The sequence below is a fragment of the Haloarchaeobius sp. FL176 genome (assembly GCF_024609245.1).
Classification (GTDB): Archaea; Halobacteriota; Halobacteria; order Halobacteriales; family Natrialbaceae; genus Haloarchaeobius.
This window is the reverse complement of record NZ_JANJYH010000001.1, coordinates 24,567-49,114: the sequence shown is the minus strand read 5'-3', so window position 1 is coordinate 49,114 and position 24,548 is coordinate 24,567. Positions and strand designations below refer to the sequence as shown.

Annotated in this window: 23 protein-coding genes; 16 read left to right on the top strand and 7 right to left on the bottom strand. The window is 68.1% G+C overall.

The window, feature by feature from the left end:
* Positions 1-55 precede the first annotated feature (55 nt).
* Positions 56-379, bottom strand: a complete 324-nt coding sequence (locus NO978_RS00305; protein ID WP_257297504.1) for a hypothetical protein — start codon at positions 377-379, stop codon at positions 56-58.
* Between the two features lie 113 nt (positions 380-492).
* Between NO978_RS00305 and NO978_RS00300 the strand changes: the two genes are divergently transcribed.
* Both NO978_RS00300 and NO978_RS00295 read left to right on the top strand, forming a co-directional pair.
* On the top strand, positions 493-2,970 hold the full coding sequence (locus NO978_RS00300; RefSeq protein WP_257297503.1) for a DNA topoisomerase VI subunit B: 2,478 nt from the start codon (positions 493-495) through the stop codon (positions 2,968-2,970).
* A 1-nt stretch (position 2,971) separates the two neighbouring features.
* The gene (locus NO978_RS00295; RefSeq protein WP_257297502.1) at positions 2,972-4,063 is read left to right on the top strand and encodes a DNA topoisomerase IV subunit A; all 1,092 of its coding nucleotides are present in this window, start codon (positions 2,972-2,974) and stop codon (positions 4,061-4,063) included.
* Between the two features lie 29 nt (positions 4,064-4,092).
* On the opposite strand, the gene NO978_RS00290 is transcribed toward NO978_RS00295, so the two are convergent.
* The 3 genes from NO978_RS00290 to ligA all read right to left on the bottom strand — a co-directional run bounded on the left by NO978_RS00290 (position 4,093) and on the right by ligA (position 7,171).
* Complete coding sequence (locus NO978_RS00290; RefSeq protein WP_257297501.1) at positions 4,093-4,845, bottom strand: MBL fold metallo-hydrolase; 753 nt, start codon at positions 4,843-4,845, stop codon at positions 4,093-4,095.
* 60 nt (positions 4,846-4,905) lie between these two features.
* A complete protein-coding gene (locus tag NO978_RS00285) occupies positions 4,906-5,424 on the bottom strand; it encodes a hypothetical protein (RefSeq protein WP_257297500.1) in 519 nt (172 codons plus the stop codon).
* Between the two features lie 94 nt (positions 5,425-5,518).
* Positions 5,519-7,171, bottom strand: a complete 1,653-nt coding sequence (gene ligA / locus NO978_RS00280; RefSeq protein ID WP_257297499.1) for an ATP-dependent DNA ligase LigA — start codon at positions 7,169-7,171, stop codon at positions 5,519-5,521.
* A 233-nt stretch (positions 7,172-7,404) separates the two neighbouring features.
* Here ligA and NO978_RS00275 point away from each other — a divergent pair, with 233 nt between their 5' ends.
* The 3 genes from NO978_RS00275 to NO978_RS00265 are packed head-to-tail and all read left to right on the top strand — an operon-like array spanning position 7,405 to position 10,729.
* Positions 7,405-8,967 carry a hypothetical protein gene (locus NO978_RS00275; RefSeq protein ID WP_257297498.1) on the top strand — a complete coding sequence of 521 codons (1,563 nt, stop codon included), beginning with the start codon at positions 7,405-7,407 and terminating at the stop codon, positions 8,965-8,967.
* A 29-nt stretch (positions 8,968-8,996) separates the two neighbouring features.
* Positions 8,997-9,989 (top strand): 2-phospho-L-lactate transferase, encoded by a 993-nt coding sequence (gene cofD, locus NO978_RS00270; protein ID WP_257297497.1) that lies wholly within the window; start codon positions 8,997-8,999, stop codon positions 9,987-9,989.
* Complete coding sequence (locus tag NO978_RS00265) at positions 9,989-10,729, top strand: tRNA-dihydrouridine synthase (RefSeq protein WP_257297496.1); 741 nt, start codon at positions 9,989-9,991, stop codon at positions 10,727-10,729. The genes cofD and NO978_RS00265 overlap by 1 nt, the downstream gene beginning before the upstream one ends.
* 205 nt (positions 10,730-10,934) lie before the next feature.
* Here the strand turns inward: NO978_RS00265 and NO978_RS00260 are convergent, their stop codons facing one another.
* Positions 10,935-12,128, bottom strand: a complete 1,194-nt coding sequence (locus NO978_RS00260) for a PAS domain S-box protein (RefSeq protein WP_257297495.1) — start codon at positions 12,126-12,128, stop codon at positions 10,935-10,937.
* Between the two features lie 89 nt (positions 12,129-12,217).
* On the opposite strand from NO978_RS00260, the gene NO978_RS00255 reads away from it, so the two are divergent.
* The 5 genes from NO978_RS00255 to NO978_RS00235 all read left to right on the top strand — a co-directional run bounded on the left by NO978_RS00255 (position 12,218) and on the right by NO978_RS00235 (position 15,529).
* Positions 12,218-13,054, top strand: coding sequence for a triphosphoribosyl-dephospho-CoA synthase (locus NO978_RS00255; RefSeq protein ID WP_257297494.1), 837 nt, complete (start codon positions 12,218-12,220; stop codon positions 13,052-13,054).
* Positions 13,051-13,671 (top strand): DUF447 domain-containing protein, encoded by a 621-nt coding sequence (locus tag NO978_RS00250; RefSeq protein ID WP_257297493.1) that lies wholly within the window; start codon positions 13,051-13,053, stop codon positions 13,669-13,671. Before NO978_RS00255 ends, NO978_RS00250 begins: the two co-directional genes overlap by 4 nt.
* Before the next feature lie 24 nt (positions 13,672-13,695).
* Positions 13,696-13,890 carry a 30S ribosomal protein S17e gene (locus NO978_RS00245; protein ID WP_257297492.1) on the top strand — a complete coding sequence of 65 codons (195 nt, stop codon included), beginning with the start codon at positions 13,696-13,698 and terminating at the stop codon, positions 13,888-13,890.
* A gap of 142 nt (positions 13,891-14,032) precedes the next feature.
* Positions 14,033-15,073, top strand: coding sequence for an aspartate-semialdehyde dehydrogenase (asd, locus tag NO978_RS00240; RefSeq protein WP_257297491.1), 1,041 nt, complete (start codon positions 14,033-14,035; stop codon positions 15,071-15,073).
* 42 nt (positions 15,074-15,115) lie between these two features.
* The gene (locus NO978_RS00235; protein WP_257297490.1) at positions 15,116-15,529 is read left to right on the top strand and encodes a hypothetical protein; all 414 of its coding nucleotides are present in this window, start codon (positions 15,116-15,118) and stop codon (positions 15,527-15,529) included.
* Positions 15,530-15,582: 53 nt separating this feature from the next.
* Here the strand turns inward: NO978_RS00235 and NO978_RS00230 are convergent, their stop codons facing one another.
* Entirely contained in the window at positions 15,583-16,551 is a 969-nt protein-coding gene (locus NO978_RS00230) for a D-2-hydroxyacid dehydrogenase (protein ID WP_257297489.1), read from the bottom strand.
* Positions 16,552-16,646: 95 nt separating this feature from the next.
* Between NO978_RS00230 and NO978_RS00225 the strand changes: the two genes are divergently transcribed.
* The 6 genes from NO978_RS00225 (at position 16,647) to NO978_RS00200 (ending at position 23,083) form a co-directional block, all read left to right on the top strand.
* Positions 16,647-17,132: a YbaK/EbsC family protein gene (locus NO978_RS00225; protein ID WP_257297488.1), complete on the top strand. Its 486-nt coding sequence runs from the start codon at positions 16,647-16,649 to the stop codon at positions 17,130-17,132.
* 71 nt (positions 17,133-17,203) lie between these two features.
* Positions 17,204-19,300: an acetate--CoA ligase family protein gene (locus NO978_RS00220; protein WP_257297487.1), complete on the top strand. Its 2,097-nt coding sequence runs from the start codon at positions 17,204-17,206 to the stop codon at positions 19,298-19,300.
* A complete protein-coding gene (locus NO978_RS00215; protein ID WP_257297486.1) occupies positions 19,297-20,352 on the top strand; it encodes a phosphotransacetylase family protein in 1,056 nt (351 codons plus the stop codon). Before NO978_RS00220 ends, NO978_RS00215 begins: the two co-directional genes overlap by 4 nt.
* Before the next feature lie 432 nt (positions 20,353-20,784).
* On the top strand, positions 20,785-21,327 hold the full coding sequence (locus tag NO978_RS00210; RefSeq protein WP_257297485.1) for a hypothetical protein: 543 nt from the start codon (positions 20,785-20,787) through the stop codon (positions 21,325-21,327).
* Between the two features lie 279 nt (positions 21,328-21,606).
* Complete coding sequence (locus NO978_RS00205; protein ID WP_257297483.1) at positions 21,607-22,713, top strand: pyridoxal phosphate-dependent aminotransferase; 1,107 nt, start codon at positions 21,607-21,609, stop codon at positions 22,711-22,713.
* A gap of 79 nt (positions 22,714-22,792) precedes the next feature.
* Positions 22,793-23,083, top strand: coding sequence for a PRC-barrel domain-containing protein (locus NO978_RS00200; protein ID WP_089732762.1), 291 nt, complete (start codon positions 22,793-22,795; stop codon positions 23,081-23,083).
* On the opposite strand, the gene NO978_RS00195 is transcribed toward NO978_RS00200, so the two are convergent.
* Entirely contained in the window at positions 23,080-24,531 is a 1,452-nt protein-coding gene (locus NO978_RS00195; protein WP_257297482.1) for a DHH family phosphoesterase, read from the bottom strand. The genes NO978_RS00200 and NO978_RS00195 overlap by 4 nt on opposite strands.
* Positions 24,532-24,548: the final 17 nt, after the last annotated feature.

Sequence of the window (24,548 nt, the reverse complement as noted above, 5' to 3'; positions counted from 1 at the left end):
GGGCGTCGGTGACGCCGAACACGGCACACCGAAGCCGAGTGTCCGGGCAGTGCGGTCAGTGGTTTCCTCGAACGTCCGCCGTGTGGGTCACCACCCATCGGTAGGAGCCGAGGGCGGCGAGCATCACCCCGGCACCAGCCAGCAACAGTGCCAACGGCACGGGCTGGTTGGACGACAGCAGGTAGCCAGTGAGTGCGACGAGCAGGAGCGCGTTGGCCTCGCAGACGGCGACCCCGGCGGAGAGCCAGGGCCTGCTCTCCCCGAAGGCGCCGCGCTGGACGAGCAGCATCGTCGTCCGGGTCGCCACGACCAGCGCGACGAGGGCCACGCCGGTCAGGAGCACGCCGTAGCCGGGGTCACCCGCCGTGGAGACGACCATCTCTTGTTCCGTTGATACGAAGGGTCGTGGTTTGACTCTGCCGGCCGTTCGTTCCACTTTCACTCCGCCAGCGTACCCCTTTTAACCTCGGCCGCGGAAAGAGGGAGTACAGAATGACGTCCTTCCAGCAGACACTCGGCGAAGAGGCGGGCATCGCCGAGGAGTTGGCCGAGAGCCAGCGGGCCATCTCCATCGCCGAGTTCTTCGAGAAGAACAAGCAGATGCTCGGGTTCGACTCCGAGGCCCGGGCGCTCGTCACGGCCGTCAAGGAGGCCGTCGACAACGCGCTGGACGCCACGGAGGAGGCCCGGATTCGACCGAACATCTCCGTCGAGATAACCGAGTCCGGCGACTACTACCGGCTCGCCGTCGAGGACAACGGCCCCGGTATCACGAAAGCGCAGATACCGAAGATCTTCGGGAAGTTGCTGTACGGTAGCCGGTTCCACGCGCGCGAACAGTCCCGCGGCCAGCAGGGTATCGGCATCTCCGCTGCGGTCCTGTACTCCCAGCTGACCAGCGGGAAACCCGCAAAGATCACCTCCCGGACGAAGGGGTCGGAGACGGTGATGGAGTTCGAACTCGTCATCGACACGGACGACAACGAGCCCGAGATCCGCGACGAGCGCGAGCTCACCCCGGGCGAGTCCGACCTCGGCGACACACACGGCACACGCATCGAACTGGAGATGGCGGGGAACATGCGTGCCCGTCAACAGCTACAGGACTACATCAAACACACCGCGGTCGTCAACCCGCACGCGACCATCTCCTTCTCGGAGCCGAACCAGGAGTTCGTCGCCAAAGCCGACTACGACGCCGACCTCCCCGAGGAGACCGAGGAGATCCGCCCGCACCCACACGGGGTCGAGCTCGGGAACGTCCTCAAGATGCTGAAGGCGACCGACTCGCACTCGGTGTCGGGCTTCCTCCAGACCGAGTTCACCCGCGTCGGCCGCAAGACCGCGGACAACATCGTCGACGCGTTCCGCGACCGCCACTACGGCCGCGAGATGGCGTGGTCGCTGCCGGACGACGACGCCGTCATCGCGGCAGTCACCGAGGCGGTGAACAACAAGCCCGCCGAGGCGGTCGGCGCGTTCGCGGACCAGGTCGTCGCCGCACTCGGCGACCGTGCTGCCGACGGTCGCGTCGCACACCATCAGGTCGCCGCGGCGGTGGAGGCGGCCGCCGAGGCCGTCGAGGCCGAGGCCCAGTTCGGCTCCACCGTCCGCGGGAACGTCGTCGAGGGTGTCTGGACCGCCATCACGGGCTACGGTGTCACCAGCGAGGACGAGGAGGCAGACGATACGTCGCGAATCCGCGACGACGTGCGCGCCCACGCCGACGCCGCCACTTCGGTGCAGAAGGACGACGCGGTCGTGGTCGCGTTCGCCGACCGGCTGGCCGCGAAGTTCGTCCCCGAGGGTGATGACACCGAGGACCTGGACGCCCGCCGGAATCGACTCCACAGGGATACCGTCCGCGACTACGTCGACCGCGCCGCGGACATGACCGAGGAGCGCGAGGACGCGACCTTCGGCGACACCGCCCGGGAGAACGTCGTCGAGGAGCTGTGGGGGACGATGGTGACGGTCCCGGACGACCCGCCGAAGGTCCGCGACCTCGCCGCGGACAGGCAGGGCGTCGGCGACCTCGTCGCCGCGATGCGGATGACCGACATCATCGCGCCACCGACCTCCTGTCTCTCGCCCATCTCGGCAGAACTCGTCGAGGCCGGCCTCCGCAAGGAGTTCGACGCGGAGTTCTACTCGGCGGCGACACGCGACGCCGAGGTGACCGCCGGCGACCCGTTCGTCGTCGAGGCCGGCATCGCCTACGGCGGCGACATCGAGGCCGAGGGACAGGCCCAGTTACTCCGCTACGCGAACCGCGTTCCGCTCGTCTACAAGCGCGGTGGCTGTGCCATCACGCAGGTCATCCAGGATATCGGCTGGCGGAACTACAACCTCGACCAGCCGGGCGGCCGCGGCGTTCCCAACGGCCCCGTCGTCATCATGGTCCACGTCGCCTCGACGAACGTCCCCTTCACGAGCGAGTCGAAGGACGCCGTCGCCTCAGTCCCTGAAATCGAGGACGAAATCGAGCTCGCAGTGCGGGAGGCCGCACGCGACCTCAAGTCGTACCTGAAGAAGCAGCGCTCGATGCGGAAACGCCAGCAGAAGCAGAACGTGCTCGCGGACATCATGCCCCGGATGGCGACGAAGGTCGCCGAGGTGACCGGGCGACCGGAGCCGAACTACGACGACGCGCTGGCCCGCATCATGAACAACGTCCTCGTCGAGCGCGAGACGACGGAGAACGGCGACGGCCAGACCGTGACCGTCCGCATCGAGAACAACGCCTCGACGAAGGAGTCGCCGGAGCTGACGGACATCGTCACCGCCGAACCCTCGAACCTGACCGACGGCGCGAGCGTCGTCGAGATGGACGGCGAGTGGTTCGTCAAGTGGCAGCCGGAGGTGAGCTCGGGCGACGAGGCGGTCCTCGAGTACACCGTCGCCACCGACGCATCGTTCGACCTCTCCGTCAGCGGGGTCGAGGGACCGAAACTCACCGTGACCAACTGATATGAGCACCGACACAGACGCAGACGCACGACAGCAACTCATCGACCTCGCCGCGGAGTTCTACGACCAGTTCGAGCGCGGGGACGTCCCGTCGATGACGCTCCCGACCCGGACGAAGTCAAACATCGAGTACGACGAGGCGAGCGACGTGTGGGTGTACGGCGACCGTACGTCCACCCGCTCGGCGAACTCCGTCCGGGGCGCACGCAAGCTCCTGAAGGCGATCTACACCATCGAGTTCCTCGCGAGACAGCTCGACGAGGACCGCTCGTCGACACTGCGTGAGCTGTACTACCTCTCCGAGTCCTGGGACGCCGAGGAGGCACAGTTCAACGGGCAGGACGAATCGAACAAGCTCGTCGAGGACCTGGAGATCGTCAGCGAGGTCAAGCGCGAGGACTTCCACATGCGCCCCGAGGAGTCGGGTGCGACCCTCATCGGCCCGCTCGAACTCATCGAGCAGACCCGGCGGGGCGAACGCCAGATCCACTGTCAGAAGGACGTCGGCGAGGGCGGCTACCAGATACCCAACAACCCGGACACCATCGAGTTCACGGACCACGACACCGACTTCGTCCTCTGCGTGGAGACCGGTGGGATGCGCGACCGGCTCGTCGAGAACGGCTTCGACACGGAGTACAACTGCCTCATCGTCCACCTGAAGGGCCAGCCCGCCCGGGCGACCCGCCGCGTCACGAAACGCCTGCACGACGAACTCGATCTCCCGGTGCTGGTGTTCACTGACGGCGACCCGTGGTCGTACCGCATCTTCGGCTCTGTCGCGTACGGCTCCATCAAGTCCGCACACCTCTCGAAGTACCTCGCGACGCCGGAGGCACGCTACGTCGGCATCCGCCCGCAGGACATCGTCGAGTACGACCTGCCGACGGACCCGCTCGCCGACTCCGACGTGAACGCGCTGGAGTCCGAGTTGGAGGACCCCCGGTTCCAGGACGAGTTCTGGACCGAACAGATCGAGCTCCAGCTCGACATCGGGAAGAAGGCCGAGCAGCAGGCACTGGCTGCCAACGGCCTCGACTTCGTCACCGACACCTACCTACCGGAGCGGCTCACCGACATGGGCGTCCTCTGATCGGCTTCGACAGTTCTGTCGTTCGTTGATTAGTTCTCGTCCAGCACGACCGGGACGCCGCGGCGGGCCACGTCGACCGCGAACGCCGCGGAGTCCGTGGTGAGGATGTCGATGGTGTTGTAGTGGACCGGCAGGACCAGGTCGGGGTCCAGGCGATCGGCCAGGCCCGCGGCTTCGTGGCGGTCGCTGACGACCGTGCCGCCGATGTTGGCGAGGAACAGCGACACGTCGAGTTCGGCGAATCCATCGAGTGCGTCGGAGTCACCGGGCCAGAAGACGGTCACGTCGGCAACGGAGAGCAGGAAGCCACAGCCGAACCCCGGCGGGTGGGTGACGGAGCCGTCGGGGCCGGCGCGTGGCCCGTCGGGGTCGTTGTACGCCGGGACGCTCCAGCACTCGACCCCGGCAGCCGACAGGTGGTCCTCGTCGGTGACGCGGACGACCTCGTAGGGGAGGTCGTCGACCGGCGTCACGTCGCGGTCGATGTTCGCGGCGTCCACGCCCTCGTAGACGACGACGGTCGCCTCCTGCGTCGCCACGCGCTGGATGGCGTCGGTGTCGTAGTGGTGGTCGTGCGTGACACAGACGAGGTCGCCGTCCTTCGGGTAGTCGTTCTGCGGTTCCGGATGGGGAAGGTCCTCCTCGCCCGGCGGTGTCCACTCGCCCGAGAGGACGCCGTACCGGCCGGGGTCGAGGTAGACGACGGTCCCGTCCGGTGCTTCGATGCGCGTGGTCGCGTAGCCGAGCCAGTCGACGAGCAGGCCGTCGTGGCGGATCGTCATGGCTGTCCGTTGGTACGGCCGGGGCAAAACGACGGTGGATGCGGGTCGCGGCAGTACGTCTCAGTCGACCGTGGTCCACGAGTGGCGGGTGTCTTGGTCCACGACCTCGTACACCTCGTCGCCGAGCCCGTCGAGCGTCGTGTCGAAGGCGCGACGGCAGAGCTCCGCGGCGAGACAGGCGTCCGCCGACGGCACCGGCTCGTCGTAGCGGACCGCGATGCCGGTGGTGCCGTCCAGTTCGACCACCAGCTGATGTTCGTCGACGAGCGTCCGCACGACCTCGCGAACGTCGTCGGTAACGTCTCGTGCGTAGTGGGTCCCTTTCACGTAGTCGTAGCGGCCGGTCGGGCCGTCGTAGATCTGGACGCGGTAGTGGTCGGAGAGCATGGGCCGACCGAGATGTGCGCCGAGCAGCTTCGCGAGGCGCGTGCGGTGTTCGTCGACGGTTGCGACACCACCCGTCTTCTCCTCCAGATAGTCCCAGACGACGGCGGGTTGGACGTCGAGTTCGTCGGCACGTTCGCGAACCCATTCGGGTTTGTCGTCGCCGATGTCGTCCGGCGGTGTGCCGATTCCCATACAGCCACGAAGGGATACCGATGGACAAAAGCGTGTTTGCCGATTCGTCGGCCAACCCGCCCGACAGTCGACGAAACCAGGGAAATTCAAGGTGTCACTGCGACTCGGCGAGCCGTTCGAGCCGGGTCAGCGAGTCCGCGTCCGCGGGTGCCTTGTCGTCGCGAACGGAGACGAACCGCGGGAACCGGAGCGCGTAGCCCGACTCGTACGTCGGCGAGGTCTGTATCTCCTCGTAGCCGACCTCGAAGACGACGGCCGGCTCGAACGTCACGTCGCGGCCGGATTCGGTGGCGACGTGCTGTTCGAGCCGCTCGGTGAGCTCGGCCAGTTCCTCGTCGGTGACACCGGTGGCGACCTTCCCGACCGGCAGGTAGTCGTCGCCGTCACGCACCGCGATGTGGAACGTCCCGAAGAGGTTCGCCCGCCGCCCCTCGCCCCACTCCGCGCCGACGACGACGCAGTCGAGTGTCTCCACGTCGGGTTTGCGCTTGAGCCAGTTCTGGCCGCGCTTGCCGGGCGAGTACGTCGACTCGGGGTCCTTGAGCATGATACCCTCGTGACCCGCGGCCAGCGCGTCGGCCTCGTGGACCGCGACCGTCTCCGGGTCGTCGGTCAGGAGCAGGTCATCGACGCCCGCGTCGATGGTCTCCCGGAGGCGTCCGTACCGCTCGCGGAGGGGCACGTCGAGCAGGTCGTCGCCTCCGGCGTGCAGGCAGTCGAAGGCCCGCAGCTCGACGGTTACCCATTCTCTGGCCTGCGCTACGTCGTGCTTCCGGCGGAACCGCCGTAGCACCTGCTGGAACGGCAACGGTTCGCCGTCGTCGTCCACGGCGACGACCTCGCCGTCGAGGATGGCCGGCGCGTCGCAGTGCTCGCGGACGAACTCGCCGACCTCCGGAAGTGCGTCGGTCACGTCCTCCATGTTTCGCGAGTACACCGAGACCTCGTCGCCGTCCCAGTGGACCTGCACGCGTGCGCCGTCGAACTTGGTCTCGACCGCGGCGGTTCCCCACTCTGCCAGCGCGTCGCTCGCGGTGCCGGCCTGCGCGAGCATCGGCTGGACGGGACGGCCGACTTCGAGGTCCATCGCGGCTACACCCGCCTCACCCTCGTTCCGGGCCGTCTCCGCGACCAGCCCGTAATCGTTCGACACCTGGAGCGCCCGCTCGACGGCGTCGACCGGCACGTCGAACGCGTCCGCGATGGCGTCCCTGACGGTGCCCTCGCCGACGCCGATTCGCATCTCCGCGAGGACAAGACGTGCGAGGTATCGGGCCTCCCGTCCCTCGCTCTCGTTGAACAGCCCGAACAGCCGGTCCACCTTCGCGCTCTCGCTCCCCGCTCCCTCGGTGGACGCGAGCGCGACCAGGTCCCCGTAGACCGATGTCACGGTCCGGTCGTCCCCGCCGCCCCCGGCACCGAATGCATCGAGCCCCGTCTGGCCGCCGAACTCGTACTCCGCTGCGACGGCACCGACCTCACCGACTTCGGCGACGCGTGCCTCCACGTCGTCGGCGTCGACGTTCGGGCCGGCCGCGCGGGCGATGGCGGTGTAGCACGTACTCGACCCCACGTCGAGCTTGCGCTCGTCCCACGCTGGGAACACGCGGCCCTGTACGAACCGTGCGACGACGGCGAGGTCGTCCTCGGCCGCTGCGAACAGGTCGCTGACGAGGGCGACCGTCTCGAGGTCCGCCGGCTCCGCCTCCATTGCCGCCGCACGCTCGGCGAACGACGCGAACTTCATCGACCGAGCGTACCGGTGACTGGGGGATAAACCGGTCGGATTCCGCCGCCAACCACGACCCGGACTTTATCAGGGAAGCCGGGGCCAACGTCGGCGTGCCAGACCGACCGGTCCCGAGGGGGAACGCGGGTGCGCGACACGGTCCCTCGGGCGCATCCAGTGTCGCCTGCTCGCCACCGACGCCAACCTGCTGACCCACGGGTTTTTAGAGCACACCCGTCCGACTGTCCCCCATGCCAGACGACGACCTCGCCGAACGAGTCCAGTCGGCGTTGTCCGTCGACCGCGAGGCGTTTCAGGCCAAGGTCGACGACGACACCGCAGTGCTGAAAGAGGAGTTGAAGGCGGGGACGTTCGACAACCCCCAGGCCATCGTCGGCCTGGAGTACGAGTTCTACGCGGTCTCGGAGCCCGATGCGGAGCGACACCGAACCGACGGTGACTACCCCCTGCGTCGCGTCCCCCGTCGACTGCTCGAGTTCATCGGGTTCGAGAAGGAACTCGGCCTCCACAACGCCGAGATGACGACGAGCCCGCAGCCGTTCAACCGTCACGGCCTGCTCGCCCAGGAACACGAGGTGCTGGCGAGACTGGAGACCGCCCTCGACTGCACCCGGCCGGAGGGGATGCGCCTCGTCAGCGACGCGCTGTGGACCATCCCTCCAGAGGGGGAGTCGGCGAGCCAGTACCTCACCGACAGCGTCGAGGACCGCGGCATCCGTATCGCGACGAACATGAGCGACTCGGCGCGCTATCACGCGATGGCGAACACCGACCGGTCGACGACCGCGGGGATGCGACTCGACGCACCGAACGTCGACCTCGAGGCCGACACGGTGCTGCCGGAGAGCCTCATCACCTCCATCCAGCCGCACTATCAGGTGTCCCACGCCGCAGACCTCCCGACGTTCTTCAGCTACGCGCTCCGTGTCGCCGGGCCACTCCTCGCCCTCGGTGTCAACTCGCCGTTCTTCCCACCGGAGCTGTACGACGAGTCGGTCGACGCCGAGACCATCCTCGACGAGGCGTGGATGGAGCACCGCATCGGCGTCTTCGAGACGGTGCTCAACGCCGCCTCCGACACCGCGGGTAAGGTCCGGTTTCCCCGGGACTTCGAGACGGTCGAGGAGGCAGTCGACCGGATCGCCGAGGACGACACGTTCGTGCCGCTGGAGGTCGAGGAGACCAATCGGTTCGACGACAAGTTCGCCCACTTCCGGACCAAACACGGAACGTACTGGCGGTGGGTCCGGCCGGTGTTCGGCGGACCGACCCGCTCGGCCGCCAACGCGCGTATCGAGTTCCGTCCCATCGCCGCCCAGCCGACGGTCCGCGACAGCCTCGCGTTCCAGGCGGCGTTCGCCGGGCTGATGGAGGCCCTGCCGAAGCTCGAACATCCGGTGGCGGACCTCGACTGGGAGCTCGCCCACGACAACTTCTACCGGGCGATGCGGGACGGCCTCGACGCCGACTTCACCTGGATCACCAACGACGGCAAGCAGTCGACCGACACGGTCGCCATCTACGAGGACATCCTCGACCACGCGGAGCAGGGCCTGCAGAACCGGGGGCTGAGCGACGACGACACGGCGACGTTCCTCTACCCGCTCCGTGTCCGTGTCCGCCAGCACACGACGCCGGCGCGCTGGAAGCACGACCGCGTCCGCGAGCTCGTCGACGGCGGCACCGCGTTCGACGAGGCGGTGTACGCCGCCCAGCGGGAGTACATCGAGGCTCAGGAGGAGACGCTCCTCGCCGGGAGCTTCGCGGACTGGCTCCGTGAAGGCCGGAACTGATTATAGTCCCGACACAGAACGGTTCGTCCATGGTGACGTTCCTCTCCGGTGGCACCGGAACACCGAAACTACTCGACGGTGCCGCTGCTGCGTTCTCCCCCGACGACACGACGGTCATCGCGAACACCGGAGACGACATCGAACTCGGCGGCCTGGTTATCTGTCCCGACGTCGACACGCTCGTCTTTCAGGGTGGTGGGCTCCTCGACCGCGAACGCTGGTGGGGTATCGAGGGTGACACCACGCGGACCCACGATGCGCTCACGGATATCGCGAACGCGGTCGGCCTACAGGGTGGCCCCCAGTACCTTCCGAACGACCGCCAGACCGAGGGGCGAGAGCTCGCACGCTGGCGGCGCTTCTCGGGGGTCGCGGAGTTCATGGAGATCGGCGACAGGGACCGTGCGGTCCACGTGACACGTACCAGCCTGCTCGACCAGGGCCAGACGCTCGCCGAGGTCACTGATCGACTCGCCTCCGGCTTCGGGCTGACGATCGACCTGCTTCCGATGACGAACGACCCGGTCGCCAGCCTCATCCACACGCCAGACGGGATGATGCACTTCCAGGAGTTCTGGGTGGCCCACGGCGGGGAGCCGACGGTCGAGAACGTCGAGTTCCGCGGCTCCTCGAAGGCAGAGCCAGCCCCGGGCGTGCTCGACGCGCTCGACGACACGGTCGTCATCGGACCGTCGAACCCGGTGACGAGCATCGGACCGATGCTATCGATTCCGGGCTTCGGTGCCGCGCTCAACGAGACGACCGTCGTCGCTGTCTCGCCGTTCCTCGGCGACGAGGCGTTCTCCGGGCCGGCCGGGAAGCTGATGCAGGCGGTCAACGCCGAGCCGAGCACCGAGGGGCTGGCGACGGCGTACCCCTTCGCCGACGCGTTCGTCGTCGACGAGAACGACGACGCCGAGTTCGACGGGCCGGTCGAACGAACCGACATCCGAATCGACGACCGCAAGGACGCGGGTCGAGTCTGCAAAGCGGTGGCTCGCGCCATCGAGGCCGTCGAGTGATGTTCGAGCCACGCGTGGCACTCGCGAGTCTCAGCGGTGAGGCCGACGCCGACTGGGCCCGGGCGGGCAGCGAGTACGCGGGGCTGGCGTTCCTCGGCGGTATAGCACTGGACACGGCGAGTCGCGGGGCCGCCCGCGAGCTGGTCGCCCGCGACCGGAACGAGTTCCTTCCCGACGACCCGTTCGCGTTCATCGACGCACAGCTGGCGTCGCTCGCTGACGCCGACATCGACCCGGCGTTCAACGTCCGGAGCGCGACCGTGGAGCCGGTCCGCGAGGCGGCCCGTGTCTGTGCGGACCACGATGCGGTCGTCGAGGTGAACGCCCACTGCCGCCAGGACGAACTGTGCGCCGTCGGCTGTGGCGAGTCGCTGCTCGTCGAGACGGACCGTCTGGTTGAGTACGTGACCGCGGCCGCCGAGACCGGCGCGACCGTCTCGGTGAAGCTCCGGACGGAGGTCGCGGGCGTCGACCTCGTCGCGACCGCCAGACGGCTGGAGACCGCCGGTGCGGACGTGCTCCACGTGGACGCGATGGACTCGGAGGAGATGATCGCCGAGATAGTCGATGCAACGGACTGCTTCGTCGTCGCGAACAACGGCGTCCGCGACCGCGACAGTGTTCGCGAGTACCTCGAGTACGGTGCCGACGCGGTGAGTGTCGGTCGCCCGAGCGACGACCCACGGGTGCTCGAGCGGGTACGCGACGCGACCGTCGAGTGGTTCGCGTCGCCGGCCTGAACCGACGGTTCGGGCTGGTTCGACGCCGCCGACCTCAATCTGTGCGACCCCTGGTCGATGGTGACCGTCCAGTCGTGGGGCTCCGCGAACTGCCGGACGATTGCCTCCGGACCCGGTTCCGGTCTCCGTGGTCGTGTCGCCGGAGCCGCACACGGACGACTGAGGCGACTCGGGCAGACCCGGGTCGCCGACGTTCGTCGCCGAACTAGCGGTCTCTCTCCGGGTCGCGCCGACCGGCAGTTTCGTCGGCCGGGCTGGCGAGACCGACCCTGAACGTCGACTCCTCGTGGTCCACAGCGAACCCTTCGAGCTCGTGGGGGAGGTGGTCGCCGTCGGCGGTCACCAGGTCGAACGTTCCGGTCGCGCGGCCGTCCTTTTCGATCTGCCGCAAGTACCTGGCAGCGGCTGGCTCCATCGCAGCCGGAACGAAGTCGAGCGGGCCCATCCCGGCGAGGGTCGCTTCGTCGTAGCCCAGGACCTCCGGCACCCGCTGGTTCCACCGGACAAGCGAGTCGTCCTCGAAGACGTAGACGAGGTCGTCGAGCGTGTCGATGATCGCCTGGACGAGCGACTGCTGGGCTCCGATTCGCGCCTTGGCGTCGAGGTACGACGAGATGTCGTTGATGACGACGTGGGCGGCTGGCTGTCCCGCCACTGTCGTCGGGACGGCGGAGACAATGCCGGTCCTGACCTCGCCGTCGACGCCGACGAACCGCTCGGGCTCTCCGGGGATTGCTTCGCGGTCTTCGAACAGGGAGTCGACTCGGTCGGCGACGGCAGCCCTGTCGTCTGGATGCATGAGCGAGACGGGACTCCGCCCGAGTATCTCGTCGGCGGTCTCGGCGCCGAAGAACTCCACCGCTGCGTCGTTCACGTAGATGATTCCCTCGTCGGGAACGTGGATGCCCATCGGCACCGGTGACGTGTCCGCAAGCTCCCGGTAGCGGCGTTCGCTGTCCCGCAGGCGCTGCTCGCTTCGGTGGCGTGCGACCACGTTCTCGAGACGGTTGGCGAGGACCTCGTACTGGTCCCGGTTCCCGGCCTTCTGGAGGTAGTCGGTGACACCGGCGGAGATCGCCTCGCTCGCGATTTCCTCGCTGCCCTGCCCGGTGAACAGCACGAACGGGATGCGCTCGTGGCGTTCGCGGACGAGCGACAGGAAGTCGAGACCGTCGACATCCGGCATCTGGTAGTCGCTGACGATACAGTCGAACTCGTCGACGCGGTCGATTGCGGTGGTCGGGTCCTCGAAGGACGTCACGGTGAACTCGTCGCGTAGCTTTTCGAGGAACGTCTTCGTCAGCTCCCGGAAGTTGGCGTCGTCGTCCACGTGTAAGACGCGTATCTGCTCGGCTGCACCAGTACCGAGCGTTCTCCGGTCGAACCCGCCCCCAGTCATGTGCGAGCCTTGTCCGGGGGTTGTGAAAAGGATTCCTGCCCGTCTCCGGTGGCGCGGCTTTCATACCGAGCTAGGTCGAACTGATTCTCATGCGGACAGCACAGCACGCCCAACTCGCCCTCCTGCTCGAGGTCGCTGGCACGCCGAAACCGGGGAACGTCGACCGACATCGCGACTTCGACGACCTGCGGTTCGAGCACTTCCTCACGGGGGCGGTTGGTGCGTGCGACGGACTCGAGGCGGCCGCGGCCGGTGAGCCGGTCGGCGAATCGTTCGACACCGCCGTCGCGGGGATGAGCCAGCAACGCGGCGGCAACGCACAGTTCGGTGCGTTGCTTCTGCTCGTGCCGCTGGTGCGAGCGGCGACGACGTGGGGTCTCACGCCCGAAGAGACCGCCGCCGCCGTCGAGGCGACGACGGTCGACGACGCGGCCGGCTTCTACCGGGCGTTCGAGCACGTCGACGTGTTCGTCGACGAACCGCCCGCGGAAGCCGAGGACCTCGACGTCCGCCGGGGTGCCGATGCGATTCCGGCGCTACGGGACCGGGGGCTGACCCTCTACGACGTGATGGAGCTGAGTGCCCCCGAGGACGGGGTCGCGGCCGAGTGGACGAACGACTTCCGGCGGACGTTCGCGGCGGCGGAGACGGTCCGGGACGGTGACGGGCCGGTCCCGGACCGTATCACCGAGGCGTTCCTCGAACTGCTCGCCGGGGAGCCGGACACGATGGTCGCGAAACAACACGGTGCCGCGGTCGCGGAGTCGGTCAGCGACCGGGCAGCGACGCTCCGTCACGCGGACCGCGACGAGCGCGAGGCGTTCGCGGACGAACTGGTCGAACGTGGCGTGAATCCGGGCACGACGGCGGACATCACGGCGGCGGCGACGTTCGTCGCGCTGGAACGTGACGGGGTGGTGCCGTGAGCGACGGGGAGCCGACCGGCAGCGCCGCCGATGCCGCCGACTGGCCAGTCGACCTCTGTGGGGTCACCGAGTCGGTCGTCGCGACCGAGGGCCCGAACGGCCGCTGGAACCTCGCCGCGCTCGGCCTCCACGCCGGCGACCCGGTGACTGCTCGGACGTGGGGTCGGACTCGGACCAGGCTGAACTTCGACCGGCGCGGCGGTGGTGTCGTACAGTTCACCCGCGACCCGGTCGACTTCACCCGCGCGGCCCTCGACGTGTACGAGCGCCAGGAGCCGGTGCTCGACAGCGCACAGGCCTGGGCCCGCGTCGAGGTCGAACACGTCACGACCGGTGACGACGGGAGCACCGAGTGGGCCGAATGGCAGCTCCACCCGGCCGAGTCGGCGGTCGAGTCGCGGTCCGTCGAGCCGGTGAATCGCGCGTTCGGTGCCGTCCTCGAGGCGACGGTCGCAGCGTCCAGGCTCGACGTGTCGTCGTACGACGAGACGACGCTCCGACAGCGACTCTCGTACTTCGAGGCCGTCGTCGAGCGCTGCGGGGGGGAGCGCGAGCGCGAGGCGATGGCGCTCATCGGCTCGCTGACGGACTGGAAGACGGAGAACGAATCATTTTAGGGGGCGAACGAGGAACGAAGGGGTATGGCAATCAAGCCCGACTACGTGAAGAAGACGGGGACCATCCTCCTCGAGCGATACCCCAACGCGTTCACAGACGACTTCGACATGAACAAAAAGAGCGTCACGAAGCTCACCAACATCGAGTCCAAGGGCGTCCGGAACCGCATCGCGGGCTACGTCACCCGGAAGAAGGGTAACGCGACGACCGAACAGTAACTGCGACTCTCTCTGCGGACGTAGGCGCGGCGCTGGCCCGCGGGCAGGGCGACCCCCGGGCGACACGACCCGTCTCCACGACGGCAGCAATCACTGACAACACCCGAAGGGTTTTCTCTCGCCGGGGCCGAGGGCATCAGCAATGACCGTACAGGTTGGCATCCTCGGCGCGACGGGTGCCGTCGGCCAGCGCCTCGTACAGCTCCTCGCACCACACGACGACTTCGAGCTCGCCGCGCTCACGGCGAGTTCGGCCAGTGCCGGTGAACTGTACCGCGACGCCGCCAAGTGGCGCGTCGACGCACCGATTCCGGATCACGTGGCCGAGATGACCGTCACCGAGACCGACCCCGACGCCGTCCCCGACGACGTCGACCTGCTGTTCTCCTCGCTCCCGTCCTCCGTCGGTGCCGAGGTCGAGCCCGCGTTCTGCGAGGCGGGCTACGTCGTGTCGTCGAACTCCTCGAACGCCCGGATGGCCGACGACGTGCCACTGGTCATCCCGGAGATCAACGCCGGCCACCTCGACCTGCTCGAGGTCCAGCGCGAGGAACGGGGCTGGGACGGCGCGCTGGTGAAGAACCCGAACTGCTCGACCATCACCTTCGTGCCGACGCTCGCCGCGCTCGCCGACGCCGGCTACGAGCTCGAACGCGTCCACGTCTCGACGCTCCAGGCGGTCTCCGGCGCGGGCTACGACGGCGTCAGCTCGATGGAGATCATCGACAACGCCGTCCCCCACATCGGCGGCGAGGAGGGGAAGCTCGAGACCGAGTCCCGCAAGCTGCTGGGCGAGTTCGACGGCGTCTCCCTCACGGAACACGATGTCGGCGTCTCGGCCTCCTGTAACCGCATCCCCACCATCGACGGCCACCTGGAGAACGTCTGGGTCGAGGCCGCGGAGGAGCTGACGCCCGCCGACGCGGTGGACGCGATGGCGTCGTACCCGAGCCTCGACCTCCCGTCCTCGCCCGAGACACTCATCCACGTGTTCGACGAGCCGGACCGTCCCCAGCCCCGTCTCGACCGCACGGTCGGCGGCGGCATGGCCGTCGCGGCCGGTGGCTTCCAGGAGTCCACGTTCGGCCTCCAGTACAACTGCCTCGCACACAACACCATCCGCGGCGCGGCCGGCGCGAGCGTGTTGAACGGCGAACTCCTCCGCTCCGAAGGCTACCTGTAGAGACCGAAAAGACATACATGGGAGCGATGTAGAGTTCGTGATATGTCTAACGCCGACAGTTCGCAGTTCTTCTCTCGTGACACCGTCGTCCATATCAGTATCGTCGCCCCGGCGTGGTTCCTGCTGACCTACATCTCCGCGTCCGTCAGCAACTCCGCCGTCTCCACTGCGGTTTCGGTCGGGTTCGTAGCCATTGTGTTCGGTGGTTCTCATCTCTACCTCTGGATCCGCGGCGAGGACGGCGAGGTGCCGGTCGATTCGCGCGCTCGTTGGGTCCTGACGTTGTACGCGATTGTCGCACTCTTCTTCTCAGCCAACTACCTCGGGGGGCCGATACGAACCGTACTCGGCGTGGACCCGGCTGACCTCGCATTCGCCACTGGCGTGGCGCTTCTCGTCGGTTACTTCGTCGTGGAGGGTCGTGCCGCCTACCGGGACACTTACCTCGAAGAGTGAGTGCTTCGTCACGTTCGCTTCATCGAACGTGTCCAATCGTCACGAGCGCTCGACTACAGCGGCACCTGGTTCGCCAGACCGTCGTACTCGCCGGACTCGGTGACGTGCCGGACGTTCGAGGCGACGATGTCGGCGAGGCGCTCGTAGTAGTCGGGGGTGTGGCCGGCGTTGTGTGGCGTGATCTGGACGTTGCCGAGGTCCCAGAGCTCGTGGTCCGCCGGCAGCGGCTCCGGGTCGGTCACGTCGAGCGACGCCCCGCGGATCCAGCCGCGCTGGAGGGCGGTGACGAGCGCGTCGCTGTCGAGGACGGGTCCGCGAGCGACGTTGACGACGACGGCCTCTGGCGGGAGGGTGACGAGTTCGGAGGTGCCGATGAGTCCCTGCGTGGTCTCGGTCAGGGGGCAGGCGAGCACGAGGTAGTCCGTCTCCGCGAGCGCGTTGTGGAGGGCGTCGTCCTCGAAGCCGACGACACGGTCCGTCGGGCCGCCCTTCTCCGGCGAGTAGCGCACCCCGATGGTGTCGACGTCGAAGCCCGCAAGCCGGTTCACCGTCGCCTCGCCGATGGCCCCGAGTCCGACGACGGTGACCGTCGAGCCCTGCAGCTCGTGCGTCTCGAACGACCGCCATTCGTGGCGGCGCTGGCGGCGTCGCGCCTCGTGGAAGCGCCGTGAGAAGCTGAGTATGGCTCCGAGGACGTGCTCGCCGATGTTCGGACCGTGGACGCCCGAGGCGTTCGTGACGGCCACGTCGAGCTGGGCCAGGCGTTCGCGCGGGAGGTGGCCGGTGCCGGCGTAGCCGCAGGCGAACAGCCGCATGTTCTCGGCCTCGTCCAGCAGGTCGTCGGTGAGCCACATGCCCGTGACGATCTCGGCGTCTCGTATCGCATCGCGTTCCGCCGCGGGCGTCCGGGCGAGGACGACGTCGTGGTCGGGGAGCCGCTCCCGCAAAGCCGCCGCGTACTGCTCGATGGGCATCCCGTGGGCGGCCTTCCTGAGGACGAGTACGGTGGGCCTCTGGGTCATGGTCGCACCCACTCGGGGCGGACACAAAACTGTCTGCCCTAGCAGTGTTGCCCGATTGCGTGGCTTTTTGCCACCTCTCGTACACGCTCTACGGTATGCATTCGACCGCAGCCCAGTTCGCGGACCGTGCCCGCGAGGAGTACGGGTTCGAGCCCGAGGTGACGGAGTTCCCGGAGGGGACGAAGACGGCCGCCGACGCGGCGGCGGCTATCGGCTGCGACGTGGCCCAGATCGGCAGCAGCATCGTCCTGGTCGTCGACGAGGGGACGGACGACGAGCAGGTCGTCGTCTCGGTTACCTCCGGCGCGAACCGCGTGGACACGGCGACGCTGGCCCGCCTCGTCGGCGGCGAGACGGCACGGATGGCCGAGCCCGACGAGGTGAAGGCGGCGACGGGCTGGTCCATCGGCGGCGTGCCACCGTTCGCCCACGAACGAGACCTGCAGGTGTTCGTGGACGAGACCCTGCAGGAGTTCGAGACGGTGTGGGTTGCCGCCGGGACGCCCGACGCGGTGTTCCCCGTCGACCCCGAGCGGCTCGTCGAGCTGTCGGGCGGGACCGTCGCCGACGTGGCCGAGTAGGACCGCCGGCTCCCGCCGAGCCCGGCGACGGATACGTACCTTTATCGGCGAGCCCACAGTCGTTTCGAACGATGGGAACGCTGTCAGGACTGTTCGCGCCGGAGCGTGTCGCCGTGGTCGGAGCGACCGACCGCGAGGGCTCGGTCGGGCGCGCGATACTGGAGAACCTCGGCGCGTTCGACGGCGACGTCGTCGCCGTGAACCCGAACCGCGAGGAGGTGCTCGGCTACCGCTGCTATCCGGACGTGGCGAGCGTCGACGGCTCTGTCGACCTCGCGGTCGTGGTCGTGCCACCGTCCGTCGCGATTCCGGTGGTACGTGAAGCCGCCGAGGCGGGCGTCGAGAACGTCGTCGTCGTCACCGCCGGGTTCAGCGAGACCGGCGCGGACGGCGCGTCGCGCGAAGGAGAACTGAAGGCCGTCGCCGCGGAGTACGACCTCAACCTCGTCGGCCCGAACTGCCTCGGCGTGATGAACACGACCGTCGACATGAACGCGACGTTCGGCCCGGAGATGGCACTGCCCGGCTCGGTGTCTTTCATGAGCCAGTCCGGGGCGTTCATCACGGCCGTCCTGGACTGGGCGGCCGACCAGGGTATCGGCTTCAAGGACGTCGTCTCGCTGGGCAACAAGGCGGTCCTCGACGAGACGGACTTCGTCCGCGAGTGGGGCGACGACCCCGACACGGACGTGGTGCTCGGCTACCTGGAGAGTGTCAAGGACGGCCAGGAGTTCCTCGAGGCGGCCCGCGAGACGACCCAGGAGACCCCCGTGGCCGTCGTCAAGTCGGGTCGCACCGACGCCGGCGCGAAGGCGGCGTCGAGCCACACCGGCGCGATAGCCGGGAGCGAGGCCGCCTACGAGGCGGGGCTGGAGCAGGCGGGCGTGCTCCGGGCCGACTCGGTACAGGAGCTGTTCGACTCGGCACGCGCGCTCTCGGGGCTGCCACTGCCGGAATCGGACGACGTGGCCGTCGTCACGAACGCCGGTGGCCCGGGAGTGATGGCGACGGACGCCATCGGCGACTCGACGCTGTCGCTCGCGAGCTTCGGCGACGACACGCTCGACACCTTCCGCGACGTGCTGCCGGAGGAGGCGAACATCTACAACCCGGTCGACGTCATCGGTGACGCCGGCGTCGAGCGGTTCACGACGGCGGTCGACGCCGCACTCTCAGACCCGAACGTCTCCTCGGCGGTCGTCGTCAGCGCGCCGACCGCCGTGCTCGACTTCGAGGAACTCGCCGAGGCGGTCGTCGACGTACAGGCCGAACACGGGAAGCCGGTCGTCGCGAGCCTGATGGGGGGCTCACGGACCGGGCCGGCGGTCGAGAAACTGCGGGCGGCCGGCATCCCGAACTACTTCGACCCTGCACGAGCCGTCGACAGCCTCGACGCGCTCGCACGCCAGCGCCGCATCACCGAACGCGAGTACGTCGAGCCGACCACGTTCGACGTGGACCGCGAGGCCGCCCGCGAGATCCTCATGGACGCCAAGGAGCGGGACGACAATCGTCTCGGCGTGGAGGCGATGGGACTGCTCGACGCCTACGGCATCGAGACGCCGGCCGGCGAGGTCGTCGACGAACCCGCAGACGCCGTGGCCGTCGCAGAGGGCATCGACGGCCCGGTCGTGATGAAGATCGTCAGTCCGGACATCCTCCACAAGTCCGACATCGGCGGCGTGAAGGTCGGCGTGGCGAACGAGGACGTCTTCGACGCCTACGAGGACCTGGTCGCCCGCGCGACGAACTACCAGCCCGACGCCACCATCCTCGGTGTGCAGGTGCAGGCGATGGTCGACCTCGACGAGGGGACCGAGACCATCGTCGGCGTCAACCGCGACCCGCAGTTCGGGCCGCTCGTCCTGTTCGGCCTCGGTGGCATCTTCGTCGAGGTGCTAGAGGACACGACGCTCAGGGTCGCACCCGTCTCCGAACCGGAGGCCCGCGAGATGATAGACGAGGTGAAGGCCGCACCGCTGCTCCGCGGCGCGCGGGGCCGGACGCCCGCAGACGTGGAGGGCGTCATCGAGACCATCCAGCGGCTCTCCCAGCTCGTCACCGACTTCCCCGCGATACTGGAACTGGACATCAACCCACTCGTCGCCGGTCCGGACGGGGTCCGGGCGGTCGACGTCAGACTCACGGTCGACACCGATCAACTATGAACCCGTTACTCGTCACCGCGAACGAAGAGAGCACCGGCAAGACGGCGGTCACGCTCGCACTCGCCCAGGCGGCGCGCGAGCGAGGAACCGACGTCGGCTACATGAAACCCAAGGGCACCCGGCTCCAGTCGAACGTCGGCAAGACGCTCGACGAGGACCCGATGCTGGCCCGCGACCTCCTCGACCTCGACGCCGAGATGCACGAGCTCGAGCCAGTCGTCTACTCGCCGACGTTCGTCCAGGAGGCCATCCGGGGCCGTGAGACGGCCACCGAGGTGCGCGAGCGCATTCAGGAGGCGTACGACGGGCTCGCCGCGGGCCACGGCCGGCTGTTCGTCGAGGGTGGCGGACTGACCGCCGGCAAGGTGCTCGACATCGCCGACGGCGACGTGGCCGAGCTGCTCGACGCGTCGGTCCTGCTCGTCTGCCCGTACGACTCGGTGACGGACGTGGACGACGTGCTCGCGGCGGTCGACGATCTGGACGGCTCGCTCTCGGGCGTGCTGTTCAACCAGGTCTCGGACTCGGTGTACGACCAGCTACAGGAGGACGTGGTGCCGTTCCTCGAAGGACGTGGTATCACGGTCCACGGCGTGCTCCCGCGAGAGCGCGAACTCGCCGGCGTCACGGTGGGCGAGCTTGCCGACGACCTCGGCGCCGACCTGCTGACCGACGTGCCGACCGACGCGTTCGTCGAACGGTTCAGCGTCGCCGCGATGGGCCCCGACGCCGCCCTCCGCGGCCTGCGCCGGACGAAGGACACCGCCGTCATCACCGGCGGCGACCGCTCCGAGATACACACCGCTGCGCTCGAGGCACCGGGCGTGAAGTGCCTCATCCTGACCGGCGGCCACCGGCCGTCGGGCGCGGTACTCGGGAAGGCCGCCGAGAAGGGTGTCCCCGTCATGGTGGTCAACTCGAACACCCTCACGACTATCGAACGGGCCGAGGACGTGGTCCGCGTCGGCCGGACGCGCGACGAGGGGACCGTCGAGCGGATGGGCGAACTGCTGGCGGGGCACGCAGACCTCGACGGCATCCTCGGGGACTGAGGTCACAACGTTTTTGAGAACGCCACGCTCACGACGGACAGCGACACGGCTCGTGGGTGGGCGCTGATGGTGTCGGCCGGGGCGTACTGGTTCATTGTCCAGCTACTCTCGCTGACCAACGTGCTGGTGCTGACGGTGGCGTTCTGCCTCTCCCTGGTTGCGGTCCGGGGGTTCGCCGGGGCACCCATCAACGGGATGCCCAAGCCCCTCCCGGTCGCGTTCGGGGGTTCGTCCTCGTCAACATCCTCTGAGTGGTGTTCGGTGTTCCGAGTCTCCCCGGGTCCACGGTCGCCTACGCGGCCACCTTCTCCGTGGCCACGCTGGCCCCCGTCGTGGCCGCGATCAGAGCGATGGTGCTGCTGACGGCAGGAGGGACCTCTGATGGTGGTTGACGTGCTGCTGGAGAGACCGAACGCACAGGGGGGTTCGAGGATGCCGGTGCGGACTGAGCGCGACCCGTTCGACCGACTCACTCCGGGGACGCAGGCGCTGGTGCTCACGGACTCGCTGCGGTCGCCGCTCGCGACGCTGCCCCCGGCGGCGTTCGAGAACCTGCTCGTCATCTCGACGACGCGCCCGGCACACAAGGTCGAGCAGTTCGTGCAGGACCGCGGCGGCGACCCGAACAGGGTCGGCGTCGTCCCGGTCTCGGGGTCGCCGGTGGACTACGACGGGCCGCTGTGGACCACCTCGGTCGTCTACCCGAACGACCTGACCGGCATCCACGACCGCTTCGAGCGAGCGCTGGGACACGTCAAACCCGGCACGGGCTGGGTGGTGTTCGACAACGTCAACGTGCTGTCGATGTACGCAGAGCGCTCGGCAGTCGGCCAGCTCGTGGACTCGGCGACGGCGAGGACACGCGAACGGACGGCCCGCGGGGTGTTCGCGCTAGTGCGTGACGCCGTGACCGACTCGACCTACGAGCGGTTCGGCGGCACGATGGACGTGGAACTCGACTACCGCGAGCACTGAGCGAGAAACCGGTGGTCGCTTCGGTTACACGTGGCTGCTGAGACAGACAAACAGGGAACGAACCCTGTACGACGGTCGGCCCGGGCATGGCCGACCGTCGAGGGCCGGATTGTCAGAGGCACCCCGGCACTCCTCCGTACAGTTGGCTCCTGCTTACACTCATCGCCTGGAAGTAGTAGCGGGTAATGAATCATAATATAAATATCTACTGCCAGTTTATATACTCCAGGCGCGTCGTCGAACCGAACACTCAACACGCAAGCCGGTGAGCGAGGGAACGTGTTCCCGACAATCGCGTACCTCGACTGGATCGACGGACGCCCGGCGGCTGCCGAACACGACCTCGGGTCCAGCGACCTCCGGAGATCCAGCGGCGACCGACGGGACCCCGTCCCGGGCCGACTGGCGGGGCTCGCAGAGCCGCCCGCGTCGGTGCGTCTCACCGAGCAGGTCGCGACAGCGTACGACGTCGACCCGTCGAACGTTCTCGTCACGGCGGGTGCCAGCATGGCGAACGTCCTCGCGATGGCGACGGCGCTCGACGGGCACGAGCGGGAGACCGACGAGCCAGCCGAGCCACAGGTGCTGGTCGAGAAGCCGGCGTACGAGCCACTTACAGCGACACCACGCGCCCTCGGAGGTCACATTCATCGCTTCCTCCGGACGCAGGATGACGGCTTTCGGCTCGACCCCGACCGCGTCGACAGTGCGCTCGCCGACGAGGCCTGTCTCACCGTCGTCACCAACCGACACAACCCGTCCGGCAAGCTGATCGGGCGGGAGACGCTCGCCGCAACCGCCGACCAGGTCCGCGACGCGGGTGGCCGGCTCCTCGTCGACGAGGTGTACGCCCCGTTCACGACCGACCCGGCCGCAGGAGCGTTGGGCGGCCCGACCGCGGCGGGCCTCGACGACGTGGTGGTGACCGGCTCCCTCACGAAGTTCTTCGGCTTCGGCGGGCTCCGCGTCGGCTGGCTCGTCGCCGACGACGCGTTCGTCGAGCGCGCCGAACAGGTCGCACACCACCTGCCGGCGCTCGCCCAGCCGAGCGTCTCACTGGCACGACGTGCGTTCCACCACCAGGACCGACTGCTCGCCAGCCAGCGCGAGCTCGTCGCGACGAACCACGACCTGCTCGCGACCTTCGTCGACGAACGCGACGACCTCGAGGGGACGGTCCACGACGGCGCGACCTACGCACTGCTGGAGCCGACGGCCGCCGACGGGGACACCGTCGCCGAGGCCGCGTGGGACGACGGCATCCTCGTCGTCCCCGGTCGGTTCTTCGACGAACCCGATTCGGTGCGGGTCAGCCTCGGACGCGATCCGGCCCACTGCGAGGACGCGCTGTCGGCGTTCGGGTCGGTGCTGGACGACCTCGCGTGAGGCGGGCGCGAGCCTCGCGTAGTGCGGTGTCGCGTGCGTCTGACCAAGTTATAAGACCCGTCTCCACGACAGGACGGATATGAACGGCACTCCACAGGAGATTACGGCCCTCGTCGGCCGGGAGGTCTACTCGAACAACGGCGTGTTCGTCGGCGAGATAGAGGACGTCCGACTCGACGTCGAGAACGAGGTCGTCACCGGACTCGCGCTGGCGAACCTCAATCAGGAGCTGTTCAGCAACCGCATCGGCGATCACCGTGGCGTGCTCGTCCCGTACCGCTGGGTCCGCGCCGTCGGTGACGTGGTACTCATCAACGACATCATCGAGCGCCTGAAGACGCCGGACGAGGAAGAGGAAGTCGTCGCCTAGGAGCCGTTTCCTGACTCGCCGCTCTCGACACCCATCGCCTGGAACAGCTTCCGCTTGACCGCTTCCTCGGTGAGCGAGAGGAGCGTATCGCGGTTCTCGTCGTTCGTCTCGATACCCGTGAAGATGCCCAGTGAGATCTCCGCACTCGCCTGCGTGGAGTGCCCGGCCGCCTCGCCGATGCCGCCGTAGGCGTCCGAGAGCACCTTCCCGATGTTCATCCGGATGTCCTTCGAGCGCGCCGCGAGGAAGATGGTGTCGTCGGCGATGCCGAACACCGCCGTGGTCGTGATGCCCTCCAGATTCAGGAGATGCTGGGCCGCCTGCGCGAGCGCCTCCCGGTCGCGGATGAAGCCGGCGTTCGAGACGAGGTGACTGCCCTGCACCTCGCGGTTCTGGATCGCCTCGGCGAGCACGTCCAGCGTCTCCGGGCTCATCGACGGCGACTCGACCTGTTCGAGCAGGTCGTGGTTCGCGAACGGGTAGAGGTACGCCGCCGCAGTGAGGTCCGCCGGCGTCGTGTCGCGCTTGAAGTCGAGCGTCTCCTCACGGATGCCGTACAGCAGCGCGGTCGCGACAGCCTCGTCGACCTTCATGTCGAACTCCTGGATGTACTTCGTCATGATGGTCGACGTGGAGGAGACGTTCGGGCGCACGTCGACGAACGACGCGTCCCACTCCTCGTCGGACTCGTAGTGGTCGATGACGATATCCACCTCGAGCTCGAATGCCTCGCCGCCCTTCGCGTGGTCGACGACCGCCATCGTGTCGTACTGCTCGCGGTCGTCGATGTCTGCCCAGTTCAGCAGTTCGATGCCGAGCAGGTTGACGAACGCCCGGTTCTCCTGATGGCCGATGTCGCCGAGGTAGCAGATGTCTGCCTCCACGCCGAGATGCGTGGCGATGGCCTGCAGCGCGGCCGCGCTCGCGATGGAGTCCGGGTCGGGGCTCTCGTTGGTGAAGATAGCGACGCGGTCGTTCGCGTCGGAGAGGACCTCCGAGAGCTGTGTGGCGCGGTACTCGAGCTCGCCCGACTCCAGGGAGCGCATCGCCGCGTCGGCGATGACGGACGACGGGTTGATGACGACGTCCGCGCCGAGTTCGGTGAGTTCGTCACCGGAGACGGGGTCGGAGGCGCGCACGACGACGAACTGGTCGGCATCGCGCTCACGGATGTTCGCGACGGCCTCCTTGTTGGCCTCGATGTCCGAGGACATGATGAGGATCACGTCGCAGTCGCGCACGTCGTCCGCAGTCGTAGGCTCGCGGATGTCCGCCGCCTGTGCGTTGAGGTCCTGGTCGCGCAGCGCCTCGACGCGGCCCTCGTCCCTGTCGACGATGAGTACGTCCTTGCCCTGATCGACCAGCTCCTCGGCGACTGCGTGACCGACGCTCCCGCAGCCGAGAATCGCATATCTCGACATCGCAGCGATGCTGACCCCGGTACTCATGTACGCAAAATCTTTCG